16 protein-coding genes are annotated in these 19599 nt (G+C 73.9%); 10 read left to right on the top strand and 6 right to left on the bottom strand.

Annotated features, from left to right (window positions below; genetic code table 11):
• From pgi to ABT232_RS26910, 4 genes are all read left to right on the top strand, one after another.
• Positions 1-1098: glucose-6-phosphate isomerase (gene pgi / locus ABT232_RS26925; protein ID WP_351844378.1), on the top strand; the 1098-nt coding region annotated here is incomplete at its 5' end.
• Between the two features lie 4 nt (positions 1099-1102).
• On the top strand, positions 1103-1987 hold the full coding sequence (gene gnd / locus ABT232_RS26920) for a phosphogluconate dehydrogenase (NAD(+)-dependent, decarboxylating) (protein ID WP_351844376.1): 885 nt from the start codon (positions 1103-1105) through the stop codon (positions 1985-1987).
• A 6-nt stretch (positions 1988-1993) separates the two neighbouring features.
• The gene (locus tag ABT232_RS26915) at positions 1994-2593 is read left to right on the top strand and encodes a histidine phosphatase family protein (RefSeq protein WP_351844374.1); all 600 of its coding nucleotides are present in this window, start codon (positions 1994-1996) and stop codon (positions 2591-2593) included.
• A gap of 33 nt (positions 2594-2626) precedes the next feature.
• Positions 2627-4057: a membrane-associated oxidoreductase gene (locus ABT232_RS26910; RefSeq protein ID WP_351844372.1), complete on the top strand. Its 1431-nt coding sequence runs from the start codon at positions 2627-2629 to the stop codon at positions 4055-4057.
• Here the strand turns inward: ABT232_RS26910 and ABT232_RS26905 are convergent.
• Entirely contained in the window at positions 4044-5849 is a 1806-nt protein-coding gene (locus ABT232_RS26905; RefSeq protein WP_351844370.1) for a bifunctional sugar phosphate isomerase/epimerase/4-hydroxyphenylpyruvate dioxygenase family protein, read from the bottom strand. The genes ABT232_RS26910 and ABT232_RS26905 overlap by 14 nt on opposite strands.
• 89 nt (positions 5850-5938) lie before the next feature.
• Entirely contained in the window at positions 5939-6814 is an 876-nt protein-coding gene (locus ABT232_RS26900; RefSeq protein WP_351844368.1) for a shikimate dehydrogenase, read from the bottom strand.
• A gap of 178 nt (positions 6815-6992) precedes the next feature.
• On the opposite strand from ABT232_RS26900, the gene ABT232_RS26895 reads away from it, so the two are divergent.
• From ABT232_RS26895 to ABT232_RS26885, 3 genes are all read left to right on the top strand, one after another.
• Positions 6993-7658: a TetR/AcrR family transcriptional regulator gene (locus tag ABT232_RS26895; RefSeq protein WP_351844366.1), complete on the top strand. Its 666-nt coding sequence runs from the start codon at positions 6993-6995 to the stop codon at positions 7656-7658.
• A gap of 374 nt (positions 7659-8032) precedes the next feature.
• Positions 8033-9385, top strand: a complete 1353-nt coding sequence (locus ABT232_RS26890; protein WP_351844364.1) for an MFS transporter — start codon at positions 8033-8035, stop codon at positions 9383-9385.
• 92 nt (positions 9386-9477) lie between these two features.
• On the top strand, positions 9478-10896 hold the full coding sequence (locus ABT232_RS26885) for an MFS transporter (RefSeq protein WP_351844362.1): 1419 nt from the start codon (positions 9478-9480) through the stop codon (positions 10894-10896).
• Positions 10897-10913: 17 nt separating this feature from the next.
• On the opposite strand, the gene ABT232_RS26880 is transcribed toward ABT232_RS26885, so the two are convergent.
• The 4 genes from ABT232_RS26880 to ABT232_RS26865 all read right to left on the bottom strand — a co-directional run bounded on the left by ABT232_RS26880 (position 10914) and on the right by ABT232_RS26865 (position 15927).
• Positions 10914-12230 (bottom strand): vWA domain-containing protein, encoded by a 1317-nt coding sequence (locus tag ABT232_RS26880; protein ID WP_351844360.1) that lies wholly within the window; start codon positions 12228-12230, stop codon positions 10914-10916.
• 113 nt (positions 12231-12343) lie between these two features.
• A complete protein-coding gene (locus tag ABT232_RS26875) occupies positions 12344-13681 on the bottom strand; it encodes an AAA family ATPase (protein WP_351844358.1) in 1338 nt (445 codons plus the stop codon).
• A gap of 129 nt (positions 13682-13810) precedes the next feature.
• The gene (locus ABT232_RS26870; RefSeq protein ID WP_351844356.1) at positions 13811-15394 is read right to left on the bottom strand and encodes an amino acid adenylation domain-containing protein; all 1584 of its coding nucleotides are present in this window, start codon (positions 15392-15394) and stop codon (positions 13811-13813) included.
• Positions 15395-15492: 98 nt separating this feature from the next.
• Entirely contained in the window at positions 15493-15927 is a 435-nt protein-coding gene (locus ABT232_RS26865; protein ID WP_351844354.1) for a PPOX class F420-dependent oxidoreductase, read from the bottom strand.
• A gap of 102 nt (positions 15928-16029) precedes the next feature.
• Here ABT232_RS26865 and ABT232_RS26860 point away from each other — a divergent pair, with 102 nt between their 5' ends.
• The 3 genes from ABT232_RS26860 (at position 16030) to ABT232_RS26850 (ending at position 19591) form a co-directional block, all read left to right on the top strand.
• Entirely contained in the window at positions 16030-16611 is a 582-nt protein-coding gene (locus ABT232_RS26860) for a TetR/AcrR family transcriptional regulator (RefSeq protein WP_351844352.1), read from the top strand.
• The gene (locus ABT232_RS26855) at positions 16608-18026 is read left to right on the top strand and encodes an MFS transporter (protein WP_351844350.1); all 1419 of its coding nucleotides are present in this window, start codon (positions 16608-16610) and stop codon (positions 18024-18026) included. Before ABT232_RS26860 ends, ABT232_RS26855 begins: the two co-directional genes overlap by 4 nt.
• 311 nt (positions 18027-18337) lie before the next feature.
• Positions 18338-19591 (top strand): serine hydrolase domain-containing protein, encoded by a 1254-nt coding sequence (locus tag ABT232_RS26850; protein WP_351844348.1) that lies wholly within the window; start codon positions 18338-18340, stop codon positions 19589-19591.
• The last annotated feature ends 8 nt before the right edge of the window (positions 19592-19599 follow it).

Below are 19599 nucleotides of genomic sequence, written 5' to 3'. Positions count from 1 at the left end.
GTGGACGGCTCCGACCTGCACGAGGCCACCCGCGACCTGGACCCGGCCGAGACGCTGTTCATCGTCGCCTCCAAGACCTTCACCACCATCGAGACCATCACCAACGCCACCTCGGCCCGCTCCTGGCTGCTCGCCGGCCTGGGCGGCGAGGAGAAGGCCGTCGCGAAGCACTTCGTCGCCCTGTCGACGAACGCGGAGAAGGTCACCGGCTTCGGTATCGACCCGGACAACATGTTCGAGTTCTGGGACTGGGTCGGCGGCCGCTACTCGTTCGACTCGGCGATCGGCCTGTCTCTGATGATCGCCATCGGCCCGGACCGCTTCCGGGAGCTGCTGGACGGCTTCCACACCGTCGACGAGCACTTCCGCACCGCTCCCGCCGAGGCCAACGCCCCGCTCCTGCTGGGCCTGCTGGGCATCTGGTACGGCAACTTCTTCGACGCCCAGTCGCACGCGGTGCTGCCGTACAGCCACTACCTGTCCAAGTTCACCGCGTACCTCCAGCAGCTGGACATGGAGTCCAACGGCAAGTACGTCGGCCGCGACGGCCACGAGGTGGACTGGCAGACCGGACCGGTGGTGTGGGGCACGCCCGGCACCAACGGACAGCACGCCTACTACCAGCTCATCCACCAGGGCACCAAGCTCATCCCGGCCGACCTGATCGGCTTCGCCCGCCCGGCCGCCGAGCTGAGCGACGAACTCAAGGCGCAGCACGACCTGCTGATGGCCAACCTGTTCGCGCAGGGCCAGGCGCTCGCGTTCGGCAAGACCGCCGACGAGGTCCGCGCGGAGGGCGTCGCCGAGGCGCAGGTCCCGCACCGCACCTTCAAGGGCAACCACCCCACCACCACGATCCTCGCGCCCGAGCTGACCCCGTCGGTGCTGGGCCAGCTGATCGCGCTGTACGAGCACAAGGTGTTCGTGCAGGGCGCGGTCTGGAACATCGACTCCTTCGACCAGTGGGGCGTCGAACTGGGCAAGGTCCTCGCCAAGCGCGTCGAGCCCGCGCTCACCGAGGGCGCCGACGTGCCCGGCCTCGACCCCTCCACCAAGGCCCTCGTCGCGGCCTACCGCGACCTCAAGGAAGTGAACTGAACCCATGCAACTCGGACTGATCGGTCTCGGCAAGATGGGCGGCAACATGCGCGAGCGCATCCGCCGCGCGGGCCACACCGTCGTCGGCTACGACCGCAACCCCGAGCTCTCCGACGTCAGCGACCTCGCCGAGCTCGTCGAGAAGCTCGAAGCGCCCCGCACGGTGTGGGTGATGGTCCCGGCCGGCGCCCCCACCCAGTCCGTCGTCGACGAGCTGGGCGGCCTGCTGGACCCCGGCGACACGGTCGTCGACGGCGGCAACTCCCGCTGGTCGGACGACGAGAAGCACGCCGCCGAGCTGGGCGCCAAGGGCATCGGCTTCGTCGACGCCGGAGTCTCCGGCGGCGTCTGGGGCCTGGAGAACGGCTACGCGCTGATGGTCGGCGGTGAGAAGGAGCACGTCGAACGGCTCCAGCCGATCTTCCAGGCGCTCAAGCCGGAAGGCCCGTACGGCTATGTCCACGCCGGCAAGGTCGGCGCGGGCCACTTCGCGAAGATGGTCCACAACGGCATCGAGTACGCCATGATGCAGGCCTACGCCGAGGGCTGGGAGCTGCTGGAGAAGGTGGACTCGGTCACCGACGTCCGCGAGGTGTTCCGCTCCTGGCAGGAGGGCACCGTCATCCGCTCCTGGCTGCTGGACCTCGCGGTCAGCGCCCTGGACGAGGACGAGCATCTGGAGGGGCTGCGCGGCTACGCGGAGGACTCCGGCGAGGGCCGCTGGACGGTGGAGGCGGCGATCGACAACGCCGTGCCGCTCCCGGCGATCACCGCCTCGCTGTTCGCGCGGTTCGCCTCGCGTCAGGACGACTCGCCGCAGATGAAGATGATCGCCGCGCTGCGCAACCAGTTCGGCGGCCACGCCGTCGAGTCCGCGAAGAAGCAGTAGCGGGCCGTGGGGGATCTTCTGCTGGTCCGCCACGGCGAGACGGAGTGGAGCCTTTCGGGACAGCACACCAGCTTCACCGATCTGCCCCTGACCGGGCACGGTGAGGCGCAGGCCAAGTCCCTGGCTCCGCTCCTGACGGACCGGACCTTCGCACTGGCGCTCACCAGCCCGCTGGGCCGCGCGGCCCGCACCGCCGAACTGGCGGGCCTGACCGGGGCGATACCCGACCCCGACCTGCACGAGTGGGACTACGGCGGCTACGAGGGTGTCACCACCCCCGAGATCCACCGGACCCGCCCGGACTGGGACCTGTGGACCGACGGCGTGCCGCCCGGCACCGAGGGGCACCGGGGCGAGTCGCCGGCCGAGGTCGGCGCCCGCGCCGACCGGGTGCTGGCGAGGATCGCCCCGGCGCTCGCCGAGGGCGATGTGATCCTGGTCGCCCACGGTCACTTCCTGCGGGTACTGACGGCCCGTCGCCTCGGGCTGCCGCCCGCCGAGGGACGGCTGTTCCAGCTGGCGACCGGCACGGTGAGCCGGCTGTCCACGGAGCACGACCGGCCGGTGATCGCCGAGTGGAACGCCCGGCCGCACGACGCGAGTTGACAGTGATGGCGGGGCCCGCCAGAGTCGCGGCTGATGGAGATCGACGATCTGACACCGGCCGAACAGCGCCTCTGGCGGGCCTTCGCCACGGGCGCGGAAGTGGACTTCCGCGACAGCGGTGAACAGCCGCCGGTGCGCGCGGTCGTGCTGCGGGCGCTGCTGCTCGACGGCCCGACCCGGCCGGGCGAGATCGCCGCCCTCAAACTGCTCGGGGCGCGCATCACCGGCGTCCTGGACCTGCGCCACGCCACCGTGGACAGCGTCGTCCGCGTCAACCACTGCCGCTTCGACCACACGCCCGTCCTCGTCGGCGCCCAGCTCGCCTACCTGAACCTCAGCGACTGCGAGCTGCCCGGCCTCGCGGCGGCCCGCACCAGGATCGAGGGCAGCGTACGGCTGACCCGCTGCCGCTCCCGCGGGACGGTGCACCTGGGTGGCGCGCGGATCTCCGGCGCGCTGTTCCTGGAGGACGCGGAACTCACCACCGCCGACCCGGCGGAGCCGGTGCTCCAGCTCCACCGGGCCACCATCGACGACGACCTGTGCGCCCGGCGGCTGCGCGCCCGCGGCCTGATCCGGCTGGACGGCGCCACCGTCGCCGGCTCGCTCGACCTGGAGGACGCCGAGCTGAGCAACCCCGGCGGGCACGTCCTGGACGCGGACTCCCTGGGCGTGGGAGCCAACCTGCTGGGCCGGCGGCTGCGGGCGCGGGGCCGTATCGATCTGCGCGGTGCCCGGATACCCGGCCGGGTCGACCTGCTGCGGGCCACCCTCTCCCACCCCGGCGACACCGCCCTGCGCGCCGGCGGCAGTGTGCTCGGCGAGCTGTGGCTGCGCGAGGGCCCGCCGGTCGAGGGCCGGCTCAACCTGCGGGGTGCGCAGATCAACCAGCTCCAGCTGGAGCCGGAGATGCTGCCCGACCAGGTCCGCCTGCTCGACCTGACCTACACCTTCCTCATCCCGCACGAGCCCGCCGAGCGCCGGCTGCCGATGCTGGAGCGCGACGACGGCGGCTTCGACCCGCACGGCTACGAGCAGCTGACGGCCGCCTACCAGCGCACCGGCGACGACCGGGCCGCCCGGCTCGTCCAGCTCGCCAAACAGCGCCGGCACCGCACCACACTGCCCTGGTACGGCCGGCTGTGGGGCCATGTCCAGGACGCCGCCGTCGGCTACGGCTTCCGGCCGCTGCGCGCCTTCGGCTGGCTGCTGTCGCTGCTGGCGGCCGGCTCGGTGGTCTACGCGCTGGAGCATCCACCGCCGCTGAAGCCGGGCGAGGAACCGGACTTCAGCCCGGTGTTCTACACCCTCGACCTGCTGCTGCCGGTGATCTCCCTCGGCCAGGAGGCGGCGTTCGCACCGGTCGGCTGGTACCAGGCGCTGTCCTACGTCCTGGTGCTCTCCGGCTGGGTGCTGGCGACCGCCGTCCTCGCCGGTGTGACCCGTACCGTCAGCCGCCCGTGAGGTGCCGTGCCGTGTGCTGGGCGGCCAGCCGCACGGGGGCGTTCTGGGCGCCGTATCCGCGGTAGTCGCCGTCGCGCTGGAGCAGTTCGAAGAAGACCCGGCCGACGGTGTGGGTGTAGCAGTGGCGGAAGACGCCGTGGGCGTCGCGGTCGTAGAGGATGCCCAGCTCGCGATAGGTGTCCAGTTCCTCGTCGGGCAGGTCGAAGCGGGCCGCGAGGTCGTCGTGGTAGTTGGCCGGGACGGGCAGCGTACGGCCGCCGGCCGCGCGGAAGCGGCGGACCGCGGCGACCACGTCGTCGGTGGCCAGCGCGATGTGCTGGGCGCGGACGGTGTCGTCGGTGGGGGCCGCGCCGACGGTGAGCGCGATCCGCACGCCGCCGTCGTCGTTGGTCAGGGCCCGGCTGCGCAGCAGCCCGTACGGGTCGGCGACGTCGACGCTCTCCTGGGCGCGCAGGCCGAGGACGCCTCGGTGGAACAGGGCCGCCTCGTCGAACTGGTGCCAGGGCTGGGTGAGGGCGAGGTGGTCGATGCGGCGGACGTCCGTCGCGGCCGGGGCCTGGCCGGTGGGCTCGAAGTCGGCGCGCCAGTCGGGGTGTCCGGCGCGGTCCGTGGCGCAGAAGAACAGCTCGGTGCCGTCGGGGGCGGCGACGGCGTCCAGCGGGACGTCGCCGGTGGCGCGGCGGCGGGGCAGGACGGGGGCCAGCAGTGCCTCGGCCCGGCGGGCGGCACCGGCCGGGTCCGGGGACTCCAGGCCGACGGCGGCGAGGCCGGTGCCGTCGCGGCGGGCGCCCGGCCCGGTGTTGACGAGGATCCGGGCCTCGCCCTGCTGCCACAGGTCGACGGGTTTGCCGCGGTGGCGGGCGGTGCGGGTGAAGCCGAGCGCGGTGAGCAGCGACTCGACGGGTTCGGTGTCGGGGGTGACCAGTTCGGCGAAGGCGATGCCGGTGGGGACCACCGGCGCGGGGAGGCCGGCCGTGCCGACGGCTTCCTGGAGGACCAGCAGGGAGCGGCGGGCGTCGACGGCGGTCGGGCCGGCCTCGGCCTGGCGGAAGACGTCGTTGAAGACCTCCAGCGACAGCGGTCCGCGATATCCCGTACGCAGGACACGGCGTACCAGTCCGGCGACGTCGAAGCCGCCCTGCCCGGGGAAGCACCGGTAGTGGCGGCTCCACTGGAGCACGTCCATGGCGAGCAGCGGGGCGTCGGCCAGCTGGAGGAAGAAGATCTTCTCGCCGGGGATGTCCGCGATGCCGTCCAGGTCCTTGGGGTCGGAGCTGCGCGAGAGGATGTGGAAGCTGTCCAGGCAGGTGCCGAGCGCCGGGTGCCCGGCCGCCTTCACGATCCGCCAGGCGTGGTCGTAGGTGTTGACGTGCCGCCCCCAGGCCAGTGCCTCGTAGGCGATGCGCACCCCGCACTCCTCGGCCGCGTCGGCCAGCCGGCTCAGCTGCTCGGCGGCGAGCGCGTCGTCGTCCGCGGCGAGCGGGGAGACGGAGGAACAGACCAGCACGGTGTCCGCGCCCAGCCTGCGGGTCAGCTCGAACTTGCGCCGGGCGCGGCGCAGATTGCGGGCGAACTCGTCGGCGGGGACCGCTTCGAGGTCCCGCATCGGCTGGTAGAGGTCGATGCTCAGACCGAGGTCCGCGCACCGCACGCGGATCTCCTCGGGGGTGAGCGGGCTGGCCAGCAGGTCGTTCTCGAAGATCTCCACACCGTCGAAGCCGGCCCGGGCGGCGGCCGTCAGCTTCTCGGTGAGGGGACCGCTGAGGGAGACGGTGGCGATGGACGTGCGCACGGCGGTACCTCTTCTCTACGGTGCCTCGGTTCGGCGAGGGGCGCGGACGGCCCCCAGGGCCTGTCCGGCCCTAGGGGGTGTCTCGCCCCCTAGTTCGGGGCGGCCACGGCCCCGGCCAGGTCGGCGATGTCCGCCAGCATCGCGGCGCTGTCCGGCTCGCGTCCGGTGAACAGCCGGAAGGCGTCCACTGCCTGGAATACGGCCATCCCTCCGCCGTCCAGCGTGGCGCAGCCGGCCGCGCGGGCGGTGCGCAGCAGCTCGGTCTCCAGCGGCCGGTAGACCACCTCGGCGACCCACAGGTCGGGGCGGAGCAGGGCGGCGGGGAAGGGCAGGCCGGGATGGGCGGCCATGCCGGTGGGGGTGGCGTGCACGACGCCGTCGGCGTCGGCGAGCAGCGCGGCCAGCCGGTCGGGGCCGGCCGCGGCGGCGCGGCCGTCGCCGAAGTGCCGGGTGAGCGAGTCCGCGAGGGCGGCGGCCCGCTCCGGCAGCGCGTCGACGACCGTCACCCGCTCGGCGCCGAGGGTGAGGGTGGCGTGCGCGACGGCGGCGCCCGCGCCTCCGGCGCCCAGCTGCACCACCCGCTCCAGCGGCGCGTCGGGCAGCCCGCGGGCGAAGGAGGCGGCGAAGCCGGTGACGTCGGTGTTGTGGCCGACGGCGCGGCCGTCCTCGAAGACCACGGTGTTGACCGCGCCCAGCGCCTCGGCCTGCGGGGCGAGGTCGTCCAGGTGGCCGAGGACGAGCTGCTTGCACGGGTGGGTGATGTTCAGCCCGTCGAAGCCGAGGTCGCGGGCGGCGCGCACCAGGTCGCCGACGGCCTCGGGCGGCGCGCCGAGGGTGTCGATGTCGATCAGCCGGTACAGGTAGCGCAGGCCCTGCCGGTCGGCCTCCCGCTGGTGCAGCGCCGGGCTGAGCGAGGGGCCGATGCCGGATCCGATCAGTCCGACGAGATACGAGTCCTGGGCCACGCGGACCTCCTGTGCGGGTCGTCGTCGGCGGCGGCTGCCGGGAGCTGCCTGGGCGCGGCGGCGACGAAGCTAATGTACGAACTAGTACGTTAGTCATAGCAAGCCCACCCCGGCAAGGGAAGCCCCGACCGGCCGCCTTCTAGAATCTCGGCACTGGCCCCTCGCCCGAAGGAACCCGATGACCAGCGTCGACGAACCGGCACGATCAGGCGGGCGCATCCGCGACGCGGCCCGCACCAAGGCCGAGATCCTCGACGTGGCGACCCAGGAGTTCGCCCGGGCCGGCTTCGACGGCGCCCGGGTGGACGAGATCGCCGCCCGCACCCGCACCACCAAGCGGATGATCTACTACTACTTCGGCGGCAAGGAGCAGCTGTTCACGGCTGTTCTGGAGCGCGCGTACGGCGTGATCCGCGAGGCCGAGCAGGAGCTGGACGTCGAGCACCTGGACCCGGTCGCGGCGATCCGGCGGCTGGCCGAGCTGACCTTCGACCACCATGAGCAGCACCCGGACTTCATCCGCCTGGTCAGCATCGAGAACATCCACGACGCGGAACACATCACGGCCTCCGAGGAACTGGGGCGGATGGGCTCGCCGGCGCTGGACGTGATCCGCCGGATCCTGGCGACGGGCCAGGAGTCGGGCCTGTTCACCGCGGATGTCGACGCCGTCGACCTGCACGCGATGATCAGCTCCTTCTGCTTCTTCCGGGTCGCCAACCGGCACACCTTCGGCGCCCTGTTCGGCCGCGACCTGGTCGACCCCGCACAGCGCGAGCACTACCGCGCCATGCTCGGCGACATGGTGATCGCCTATCTGACGGCGGAGCGCGCGACCGACTGAGCCGTGGCGTGCCGCGCGACCGGCCGTGCCGGGCCCGCGCCGTACCGCGCGACCAGCTGATCTCGCCGCGCCGTGCCGCGCGCCCGGCTGATCTCGCCATGCCGTGGCGCGCGACCGGCCGATCTCGCCGTGGCCCGCAGCCGGTTGAGCCTGGCCGTGCAGCGCGGCGGCGACCCTCGCCGGGCGCAGCGGCGCTCCCACTCGGCGAAACCCCTCGGAAATCCCTTCGGCACGACCCCTTGACACGCGCGGAGCAGGGGCGCAGCATCCCTAACCAACCCCGATGTAACTACCCAGTGGGTTAATTAGCCGAGTCCGGCACTTCCCCTCTCCGCTCGACTCCGCCTACGTTGGAGTCCCCCGAAGGAGCCGCCGTGTCCGTTTCGTCCCCTGCCTCCGCAGCCCCGCCCGGCCAGCCGAAGAAGGCCGCCACCGCCGCCTGGATAGGCAGCGCCCTGGAGTACTACGACTTCTTCATCTACGGCAGCGCCGCCGCCCTGATCTTCCCGGAGGTCTTCTTCGACGAGTCCGACCCCGCCACGGCGACCCTGCTGTCGCTGGCCACCTTCGGTGTGGCGTACGCGGCCCGGCCGGTCGGCGCGTTCTTCCTCGGCCACTACGGCGACCGGCTCGGCCGCAAGAAGATCATGGTCTTCACGCTGATGCTGATGGGTCTGTCGACCTTCCTCATCGGCTGTCTGCCCACCCGCGACCAGGTCGGCACCCTAGCGCCGGTCCTGCTGGTGCTGTGCCGCGTCCTGCAGGGCATCTCCGCCGCCGGCGAGCAGGCCAGCGCCAACTCCATGACGCTGGAACACGCGCCACCGGGCCGCCGCGGCTTCTTCACCAGCTTCACCCTCAGCGGCACCCAGGGCGGCCAGCTGCTGGCCACGCTGGTCTTCATCCCGATCGCCGCGCTGCCCGAGGAGCAGCTGCTGTCGTGGGGCTGGCGCGTGCCGTTCTGGCTGAGCGTCGCGGTCGCCGTGGTCGGCTGGGTGATCCGCCGGAAGCTGGACGAGACGCCGGCCTTCGCGCAGCAGGCCGCCACCGAGGGGGTCGCGAAGCTGCCGCTGGCGATCCTGATGCGCGAGCACTGGGCCGACGTGCTGCGGGTGGTCGCGGGCGCCCTGATCGCCTCGGTCAGCACCATCTTCACGGTGTGGGCGCTGGCGTACGCGACCAGCGACTCGGTCGGCATGAGCCGCTCCGGCATGCTCTGGGTGGGCGCGCTGGCCAACGTCGTCGCGCTCGTCGCGATCCCGCTGTGGGCGACCCTGTCGGACCGCATCGGCCGCCGCCCGGTCTACCTGATCGGCGCGGTCGGCAGCGCGGGGGCGATGTTCCTGTACCTGTGGGCCATCTCCACCGGCTCCTACCCGCTGACGATGCTGCTCGGCGTCATCGCCTTCGGTGTCGTCTACAGCGCCGCGAACGGTGTCTGGCCGTCCTTCTACGGCGAGATGTTCACGACCCGGGTGCGGCTGTCCGGCATGGCGATCGGCACCCAGATCGGTTTCGCCGTGGCCGGTTTCGCCGTGACGTTCGCCGCGCAGATCGCGGGCCCCGACGGCGACGACTGGTTCTCGGTGGCCCTGTTCACCGCGGCGCTGTGCGTCCCGCCGGTGATCGCCGCGCTCTCGGCCCGCGAGACGCACCGGGTGCCGACGGAGGCCCTCGGCGAGCGGACGCCCGCGGAGGCGGCCCGCCCGGAGACGGTGGCCGCCTGACCCGGCCCCGCCGGTGAGCCACCGGACGCGCGGGACGCGTCCGGTGGCTCCCTCTTGAATCTGACACCAGTGTCAGGCTGGAGCCTGCCGGCATGCGAAACCGGACTCTCCGCGCCGGCACCACCGCCCACGCATCGGCGGCGGCACCGGCCCGACTCCCCCTGACCGCCCTCCTCGCCCTGGCCACCGCCGTCTTCGTCACCAGCCTCACCGAGACCCTGCCCGCGGGTGTGCTGCCCGCGATGAGCACCGACCTCGGGGTGGGTGAGAGCGCGATGGGACAGTCGGTGACCGTGTACGCGATCGGTACGGCCCTCACGGCGATCCCGCTGTCCGCGGCCACCGCGCACTGGCGGCGCAAGCGGCTGCTGCTGACGGCGATGGCGGGGTTCGCCGTCGCCAACACGGTCACCGCGGCGTCGGCGAGCTATCCGCTGACCATGGCGGCCCGTTTCACGGCCGGGGTGGCCGCGGGGCTCGCCTGGGCGCTGCTCGCCGGCTACGCCCGCCGCCTGGCACCCCCCGCCCTCCAGGGCAAGGCCGTCGCGGTCGTCATGACCGGCATCCCGGTGGCCCTGTCGCTCGGTGTGCCCGCGGGCACGTACCTGGGCGGGGCACTGGGCTGGCGGTCGGCGTTCTGGCTGATGACGGCGGTCACCGCGGCACTGCTCGGCTGGATCGCGCTGGGCGTCCCGGACCGGCCGGGGGTGTCACGCAGCGGCAAGGGCCTGGCGAGGGGTGCGCTTGGCGGAAGCGGCGCTGGCGACGGGGACGTCGCGGGCGGCGGGCACGGCGCCGGCGGCAAGCACAGCGCGGGCGACGGGAACGGCGCCGACGGCAAGGACAGCGCGGGCCGCAGGGACGGCCAGGGCGACGGGAGGAGCCGGCAAGGTCGGAGGAGCCGGGGCGGCCGGAGAAGCCGGGGTAGCCGGGCGGTGGGTGTGCTCGCCGTGCCCGGGGTGCTGCCGGTGCTGTTCGTGACCCTCGTCCTCGTACTGGCGCACACCGTCCTGTACGCCTACATCGCCACGTTCCTCGACCGGTACGGCATGGGCGAACGCGCCGACCTGGTGCTGCTGGTGTTCGGCGGCGCCTCGCTGCTGAGCATCTGGGCCGTCGGCGCCCACATCGACCGCCGGCTGCGCGCGCTCACGGTGGCGAGCACCCTGCTGATCGGCGTGGCGGCGGCACTGCTGGCCGGCTACGCCGACACCCCGGCGCTGGTGTGGACGGCGGCGGCGCTGTGGGGGCTCGGCTGGGGCGGGGTGCCGACCCTCCTGCAGACCGCCGCCGCCGACGCGGCCGGTGAACGGGCGGACGCGGCCCAGGCGGCGCTGGTCACGCTGTGGAACGCGGCGATGGCGGCCGGCGGGCTGGTCGGCGGCCTGCTGCTCGACCTGTTAGGCGCGACCGCGTTCCCGTGGAGCGTGCTGGTGCTGCTGGTGCCGGTCCTGGCAGTGGTGGTGGGGGCGCGCAGGCACGGCTTTCCGGGGGCGCGGCGCGAGTCCTGAGGCCGGCCGGCCCCCGCTCAGCCGATGACCACGACACGCGCCCAGGCCGGCGGGGTGTCCGGGACGTAGTCGGGGTTCTCCTCGTCCGCGGCGCCGGCCGGCCGGGGGAAGAGGCCGACGACGGTACGGCAGGGCGGCGGGGCCGAGGGCCAGGGTGTCTGGCCGTCCGTGAGGGCGACGATGACGTCGGGGCGGGGGCCGGAGCGGAGCGCGCGGCTGAAGCCGGAGCGCAGGTCCGTGCCCCCGCCGCCGACCAGCTCGATGTTCTCGGCGCGGCAGATCGGTACGGCGACCCCGGCCGCCGCGTCGCAGGAGACCACCGAGACCAGGTCCCGCCGCCCGCCCACCGCCCGGGTGATCGCAGCCACCTCGAGCAGCGCGCTGCCCAGCTCGGCGTCGCTCACCGACCCGGAGGTGTCGATCACGACGCAGACCCGGGGCGGTGTACGGCGCAGGCTCGGCAGCAGCACGCCGGGGACACCGGCCGAACGCCGGGACGGGCGCCGGTAGCTGTGGTTCTCCCCCGCCCCCGCCGCACCCGTCGCGGACCGCACCGCCGCGCCCAGCAACTGCCGCCACGGCTGCGGCGGATGGAACGCCTCGTCCGCCCACCGCCGCCATCCCTCCGGAGCGTCGCCCGGCCGCCCCTTGATCCCCTCGGCGACCCGGAAGCGGACCGCGTCCCGCTGCTGCCTGCTCAGCCCGTGCGCCCCGCCGGGTCCCAGCTCCCACGGCCGCACCTGTCCGTCGGCCCCGCTGCCGCAGTCAAGCCAGGCCGGCTCCGCGGCGAGCCCGGACATCGACGACCGCCCCAGGTACTCCTCCATGAGCAGCCCCTCGGGCAGCCGCAGCAGCGACGGGAGCACCGCCCCGGAGGGCCGGGGCAGACCGTCGCCGTAGATGTCGTCGTTGATCTCGAAGTCCGCCGCGATGTTCCGCCGCAGCCGCTCGCCCGGCCCGTGTTCGCCGTGCTCGCGCGCGTACCGCTCACCGCGCGCGTGATGGTCCCGGAGCAGATGGGACACCTCGTGCACCCAGACGCCCGCCAGTTCCTCTACCGGGGTGCGCGCCACGAAGCCGGGAGAGACGTAGCAGCGCCAGTGCGCGTCCACCGCCATCGTCGGCACCGAGCGGTCCTCCACCACGTGCAGCGCGAAGAGCGCGGCGGCCAGATAGGGACGGACCTTCACCGCGTGCAGCCGCGCGGCCAGCAACTTCTCGGTGTCGAGGCGGAGTCCGGGCGGGTTGTCGGGCTGGTTGCCGGGCCGACCGCCGCCGGCCGGCGGCCCCGGCACGGTGACCCGCACCGGGCGCGGGGGCGCGGGCGGTGACATCGGGCGGGGCAGCGGACGGGGTGGTGTGGGAGGGGACGTCGGGCGGGGCAGCGGACGGGGTGGTGTGGGCGGGGACGTCGGGCGCGGTTCCGCCGCGCGCTTGGCGGTCCCCGTCATCGGCCCGCCCCCTTCGCGCGCCCCGCCTCGGCCGCCTCGGCGCGGCCCACCGACCGGTCCGCCCGCTGTGCGAGACCGATCACCCCGGCCAGCCGCTCCACCGCCTCCGGTACCTCCCAGTCGTCGCGCCGCAGTCCCGCCAGCGCCGTCGCCGGGGCGACCAGCAGGTCGGGGGCGCCGGTCTCCAGCGCCCTGACCAGCACCGCCCAGCCCGCCTCCCACCGCTCCCGCTCCGGCCGCGCCCCGACCGCGGCCACCACCGCCTCCAGCGCCGCCTGCCGCAGATCGCCGCGCTCCGGCAGCTCGGCGGCGGCCGGATCGGCGAGCAGCGTCTCCGGGTCCGGCAGGTCCATCCGGTCCAGGTGGGCGAGGAGTTCGAGACCGGGCCCGTCCCCCACCGCGCCCCGCACCAGCAGCGCCAGCACCTCCCGGGAGACGGAGGCCGCCGTGCCGAACGCCAGCAGGGTCATCGCGGCCTCCCAGCTCCGCGGCGACGGCCAGGCACCGCCGCGCCGCGTCTCGGTGCTCGGCAGCCGGTGGATCAGTGTCGGACGGGCCTCCAGGAAACCGCAGACCGCGCGGCGGGCGTAGGCCACCGCCTCCGGCAGCAGCTCCGGCGCCAGCCGGGGCAGCTCGGCGCGGGGCCAGACACCGCCGAGGCCGCGCACCACCACCTCCCGGTCGTGCACCCAGTACAGGTGCACGAAACGGTTGGCCAGCGGCGGGCTCAGCTCCCACCCGTCCGCCGCCGACGCGCGCGGATTGGCGGCGGCCACGATCCGCACTCCCGGCGGCAGTTGCAGCGCCCCGACCTTCCGCTCCAGGACGACCCGGAGCAGCGCGGCTTGGACGGCAGGGGTGGCGGTGGAGAGTTCGTCCAGGAAGAGCAGCCCTCGCCCGGCGCGCACGAGTTCCACGGCCCACTGCGGCGGCGCCATCGGCACCCCCCGCACCGCCGGATCGTCGCCCACGATGGGCAGCCCGGAGAAGTCGGTCGGCTCGTGGACGCTCGCGATCACCGTGGTCAGCGGCAGGTCGAGGGAGGCCGCGAGCTGCGTCAGGGCCGCGGTCTTGCCGATGCCGGGCTCGCCCCAGAGCAGCACGGGCAGATCGGCCGCGACCGCCAGGGTCAGCGCTTCGAGCTGTTCGTCGGGGCGCGGCTCGGTGGTGGTCGTACGCAGAAGGGTCAGCAGGTGCTCGGCGAGCGCGAGTTGGGGGTCGGTGCCGGTCGCGTCGGCGCGGGCGTCGGCAGTGGTGGGGGTGGGGGCAGGGGTGGGTTCGAAGGTGACGGCGTCGGAGAGCGGGGTGGCGGGCAGGAGGGTGCTGGAAGTCATGGGCATCACCTGGGGTGGTCGGGTCCGGGACACGCGGATGCGCGCACACGGGGACAGGGCGGGAAGTCAGGAAACCGACACGTCGGCTGGGAGTCGGCTGTGAGCCGGTACGGGCGGTCGGTCAGTGGTTCAGCGAGCCAGACCGGTGCGGGGCCGGGCCCGGCTGCTCCGCTTGCGGTGCAGTTCGAACGGCGTACGGCGGTCGAAGCGGGGGCGGTGGCCCCTCTCCGCTGCCCCCGCGCCCGAGGTGTTCACGCTGCCGGCCGTACCGGCGGCAGGGTGTTCGGCGATCAGGCCGGCGCGGAAGAGCCCGTGGTCGATACGGCGGGCGGCGGCCGATTCCAGCGCCTCCCGGAGCGGCCCGTCGCGCAGGACCGCGGCGGGGCCGAGCAGCCCTTCGACCACTGCCAGCGCTCCCGCCACGTCACCGTGGCCGAGCCGTTCCCGGACCGCGGGCAGCGCCTCGGGGCTGCGGTGCACCGCGTCGATCGCGCGCAGGCACGGCAGCGGCGGTCCGCCGAGCGCCACCAGCAGTTCCTCGCGGCGCAGTTGGTCCGGGTCGTGGTCGACCGCCGTCAGCACCCCGTCCCGCAGCGCGATCCGGTGGACCTCGCCGCGGCACTCCACCCGGTGCGGATCACCGCCCGGCTCGGGCCCTGAACCGTTCGCCACCGCCGATCCGGCGATCACCACCGGCGCCGATACCGACGCCGATACCGACGTGGGTGCCGACGCCGGTCGTGACGACGGCCCCGCCACCACGCCCATCACCGCTCCCGTCACCGTTCCCGCCACCGCTTCCACCGTCGTTCCCGCCGCCGCCAAGCCCGCGGCGACCAGCGGATGCAACCGGTCGGCAGTGATCAGCCCGGCCCGCAACAGCTCCAGGTCGGGAAGGACCCGGGCCGCCGCCTCCGGCAGAACCGGAAGCGCGGCGACCTCCTGCGGTGGCAGTGGCTCCCGCTGCGGCCGGCAGGTCGGGGCGTGGCTGTCGTCGGGGGCGACGAGTTCGAGGACGGCGTGGCTCCGCGCGCCGAGCCGCACGGTGAAGGCGCCGCGGGGACGGCCCTCGGCCCGCAGCAGCAGTTCCGCCTCGGCGGCCCAGCTCTCCCAGGCCCATGAGTCGTCGGGGACGGCGGGCCGGTCGGGCGGCGCCGTGCCGGGCACTCCGCCCGCACCGCACCGCCGCGCCAGTTCGCCGCTGTGCCCGGCGTCCCAGAGGTGCCGATGCAGGTCGAGCCGGAAACGGCGGTCGGGATGCGGGTGCGGGTGGTGTCCGGGGGTGCTGTGCCCGGACTCCTCCCACAGGGCGAGCGAGATGCGCTGTCCGGCGTCCGCCCAGGCCGGCGGTGTCCGTACGACGAGTTGCAGTGCGGTCGGGCCGCGGCTGCGGTAGCGCGCGAGGGAGAGGGTGAGGCCGGGCCGGAGCCGCCCGTCGGGGGCGATCCGGGGCATGTGCCAGCGCAGCAGATCCGGCGCCAGTCGGCGCAGGTCGGTACGGAGGCGGGCGGCGAGCTCGGTGCCGTGGCGGTGGCGCACGGCGCGCAGATCGAGGTCGACGTCGATACGGGCGGCGGCGCAGGCGCCCGCCCAGTCACCGACCGCACGCCGTGCGGTCGCGATCTCGATCATGGACAGTGGCACGGCGTACTGACGCACGCGCTGCCACATCGACAGGCGGGACGGAATCGCGTTCGCGAGGTGATGTGCCATCAGCACTCACCTTGCGCGGACGATTCCCCCAATCCGTATGAGGAGAAGGTCTTCATCGCCGTCATCATAAGCACCGCGATGTTGATCTGTCAGTCCTCTTATGCGCCTTGACGCCGGGGGATCCCGTACGCCCGCTCGACCCGCAGTCGCAGCACCAGGCGCCGGTCGCGGACCATGGCGGCCCGGTAGTCGTCCCAGTCGGGGTGCTCGCCCCGGACGTCGCGGTAGAGCCGGATCAGCTCCTCGACCGTCTCGTCGTACGGGTCCTGCGCGACGGGCGAGAGGTCGGCCGTGCCCTCGGCGACCGCGTACGCCCATCGGTCGGCGGTGGTGACGTGGTACGACGCGCGGGGGTCCCGGCGCAGGTTGCGGGTCTTGGCGCGGTCGTCGGTGAGGGAGACGCGGATGGTCCGCTCGTCCGGGTAGTAGGCGTGGTTCACGTTCGACAGCTGGGGCCGGCCGTCGCGCTTGAGGGTGACGAGCACTCCGTCGTGGCCTTCGGCGAGCAGCGTGAGCAGGGCGTCCTGGGTCATGTCTGGATCAACTCCCTCGGCTCGGGCCCGCATTCCCTGTCTGCCATCGTGCCACCGACAGCGGCGGTAGACACTGTCTACGACACCTGGTAGACAGTGTCTATGAACGATCCGGAGCAGGGCCTGCGCGCCCGGTTGGTCGACGTCGGCGTGGATCTGGTGAGCCGGGAGGGTGCCCAGGCGCTGACCCTGCGGGAGATCGCCCGCCGGGCCGGCGTCTCGCACGGGGCGCCGCGCCGCTACTTCCCCACCCATCTGGAACTGCTGTCCGCGATCGCGCGGCGCGGCTTCGACGCGCTGGGCGAGCGGACCGGGGACGCGATCGGCGACGGCACGGCGAGCCCGCGCGAGCAACTGGCCGCGCTGGGGCGGGCGTATCTGGAGTTCGCGCTCGGCAACCCCGGTATGTACGAGCTGATGTTCCGTCACGACCTGCTGGAGAGCGGCCATCTGGGGCTGCGCGACACCAGCCTGCCGCTCTTCGGCGCGCTGGTGGACCTCGTCGGCCGGGTGCGCCCCGACGCCGACGCGCGGGCCGTCGCGGGCGCGCTCTGGGCGAACCTGCACGGCATCGCCCAGCTGTGGAGCTGGGGAAGCCTCCAACTGGCCACCGGCTCGCACGACTTCGAGCCTCTGCTGCGCACCGCCCTGGACGCCCACCTCGGCCCCGGGGCCGAACGGTGAACCGCCCGCTGACGCTGGTGAGCAGCGTGGCCGGAGCGGTGGTCGTCGCCCTCGACGGCACCGTCCTCACCGTGGCACAGCCCACGCTCCAGCGGGACCTCGGAGCGTCGTTCGCGCAGGTGCAGTGGACCACCACCGGCTATCTGGTCGCGGTGGCCGCGCTCCTGGTGTTCGCGGGCCGGCTCGGCGACCGCTACGGGCACCGGCGCCTCTACGGCCTGGGCATGCTCGGCTTCGGCGCCGCGTCCGCCGCCATCGCGGCGGCTCAGGACATCGGCTGGGTGATCGGACTACGCGTCGTCCAAGGGGTGTTCGGTGCGCTGCTCCAGCCCGCGACGCTCGGCATGCTGCGTGCCGCCTATCCGCCCGACCGGCTGCGCGCGCCGCTCGCCGTGCGCACCGCCGCGATCGGCGTGGCGGCCGCGGCCGGGCCGGTCCTGGGCGGCGCGCTGGTGACGGAGCTGGGCTGGCGGGCGGTGTTCCTCCTGCATGTCGTCCCGGCGTTCGCGTTCGGCGCGCTCGCCCTGGCCACGCGTACCCCCGAGCCGCCACGGACCGCCGTACGGCTGGACCTGCCCGGCGCGCTGCTGCTGGCGCTCGCGCTCGCCGCCCTGGTCCACGGCCTCGCCGCGTCCACCGGAGCCGTCCCGGCCCTCGCGGTGGCCGCGGTCGCCGGCGCGGCCTTCGTACGCCACGAGCGGCGCACGGCGAGCCCTCTGCTGCCGGCGGACGTCGTGCGCTCGGCGGCGGTCGGTCCCGCGCTCGGCGTCCTGGTGACCGCCTCGGCCGCCCTGCACGGCACGCTCTTCCTCTCCGTCTACCTTCTCCAGGGCGCCCTCGGCCTGGACCCGTTCGAGACGGCGCTGCGCAGTCTTCCGCTCGCCGTACTGATGATCACGGCCGCGGCCGTCAGCCCGGTCCTGCTACGACGGTCAGGCGCCCGGCGGACCATCACGGCAGCCACCGCCCTGCTCGCCGCCGGGATCACACTCCTGTCCGCCGCGTCCGGGACGCTCGCGCTGTGCTGCGGATTCGCGCTGGCCGGAGCCGGTTTCGGCACGGTGATGGTGGCGGCGACCCACGTCGTCGTCCGCCATGCCGCCGTGGAGTCGGCCGGAGCGGCGGGCGGCCTCCAGCAGACCGCGCTGAACATCGGCCCGGCCCTCGGAGTGGCCACGGCCACCCTCCTCACCACCTCCGGCTCCCTGCGCTTCCCCCTCCTCGCCCTCGCGGCACTGGCCGCGACGGGTTCCCTGATCGCCCTCGCACTGCCGCCGCGTCCGGGTGCGACCGGTGAGGCCGGCGGAACGAAGGAGGTTGATGAGGCGGACGGGGCTGTGAGAAGCGGTGAGGCAGGGGGCGGCTCTGGCGGCTCTGGCGGCTCTGGCGGGGTGCCGAGCGTGGAGGTGCGGTGACGGTGTCGTGGCGGGGGGCGGGGGGCGGGGTGAGCGGCCTGACGCGGGCTGGCGCCGGGCGGGGGGGCGGGCAGGTGAGGTCGGGCGTCCTGACGCCGAACCGGTCGGCCTGAGCGCCAGGCACTGGTCAGCCGAAGGCGGTCCACGAACGGCACAAACGCCACCCAACACCCCCGACCTCACCTCGACACGCCGTCCCACCTCGGCCTCCCGCGTACCCCTCCCGTGGCTCCTGCGGGACGATGAGGTCTGAGGGCGCTTCCACGGGGTATGCCCGATCGCACCTCGACGAACGTGATCGGAGGAGAGCGATGGCAGAGCTGCGACTGGAGGTCGAGCCGGAGCAGGCAGGGCTGGACGTGAAGGCGCTCGGGCGGCTGGACCGGCATCTGGCCCGCCAGGTGGACGCGGGGCGGCTGCCCGGGTTCCTCGTGGCGGTGGCGCGCGGCGGACGGGTCGCCCACCTCACGACCTACGGGCACCGCGATGTCGCGGCCGGGCTGCCCGTGCGGCCGGACACGCTCTGGCGGATCTACTCGATGACGAAGCCGGTCACCGCGGTGGCCGCGCTGCTGCTGGTGGAAGAGGGCCGGCTGTCGCTGGACGACCCGGTCGCCCGGCATCTGCCGGAGTTCGCCGACGCCCGCGTCTACGTCGAGGGCTCCGGCGAGTCGACCCGCACCCGCCCGGCCGCCGGCCCGATACGGATCCGGCACCTGATGACCCACACCGCGGGCCTGACCTTCGCCTTCTACCACTCCCACCCGGTCGACGCCCTCTACCGCGACGCCCGTCTGGACTCGTCGGTGGCACCCGGCACCGACCTGGCCGGCACGGTCGAGGTGTACGCGCGGATGCCGCTCCAGTTCGAGCCGGGCACGCAGTGGAACTACTCCGTGGCCAGCAATGTGCTGGGCCGGATCATCGAGGTGGTGTCGGGCAAGCCACTGGACGTGTTCTTCGCCGAGCGGATCTTCCAGCCGCTCGGCATGCCGGACGCGGGCTTCCAGGTCGACGACGAACAGGCCACGCGGCTCGCCGAGTTGTACGGCGAGAAGGAGGACGGCAGCGGCATCGAGCCGATCGCCGGGCTGCCGCTGCGCGGTCGACCGCGGTTCCTGTCCGGCAGCGGCGGCATGGTGGCGAGCGCCTACGACGTCCACCGCTTCATGGAGATGCTGCGCCGCCGCGGCGAACTGGACGGCGTGCGGCTGCTGGCGCCGGAGACGGTCGACCTGATGACGTCCAACCACCTGCCCGGCGGCGCCGATCTGCGTGCCTTCGGCAGCCGTCCCGCCCACGACGAGCCCGGCAACGACGGCGTCGGCTTCGGGCTCGGGGTGTCGGTGGTGATCGACCCGTCCCGCACCCGGGCGCCGTCGGGCCTCGGCACGTTCGGCTGGAGCGGGGTGGCGACCACCACCTTCTGGGTGGACCCGAGCCGGGATCTGACCGTGCAGTTCATGACGCAGCTGCGGCCGCGCCGTTCGCACACGCTGTACCCGGAGCTCAAGCGCCTGGTCCACGAGGCGGTCGCCCCGGTGTCGCACGCCTCGCCGCGCTAGCCGCGGGC

Source organism: Streptomyces sp. NPDC001532 (assembly GCF_040298625.1).
Lineage (GTDB): Bacteria > Actinomycetota > Actinomycetes > Streptomycetales > Streptomycetaceae > Streptomyces.
This window is presented reverse-complemented; position numbering and strand designations above follow the sequence as displayed.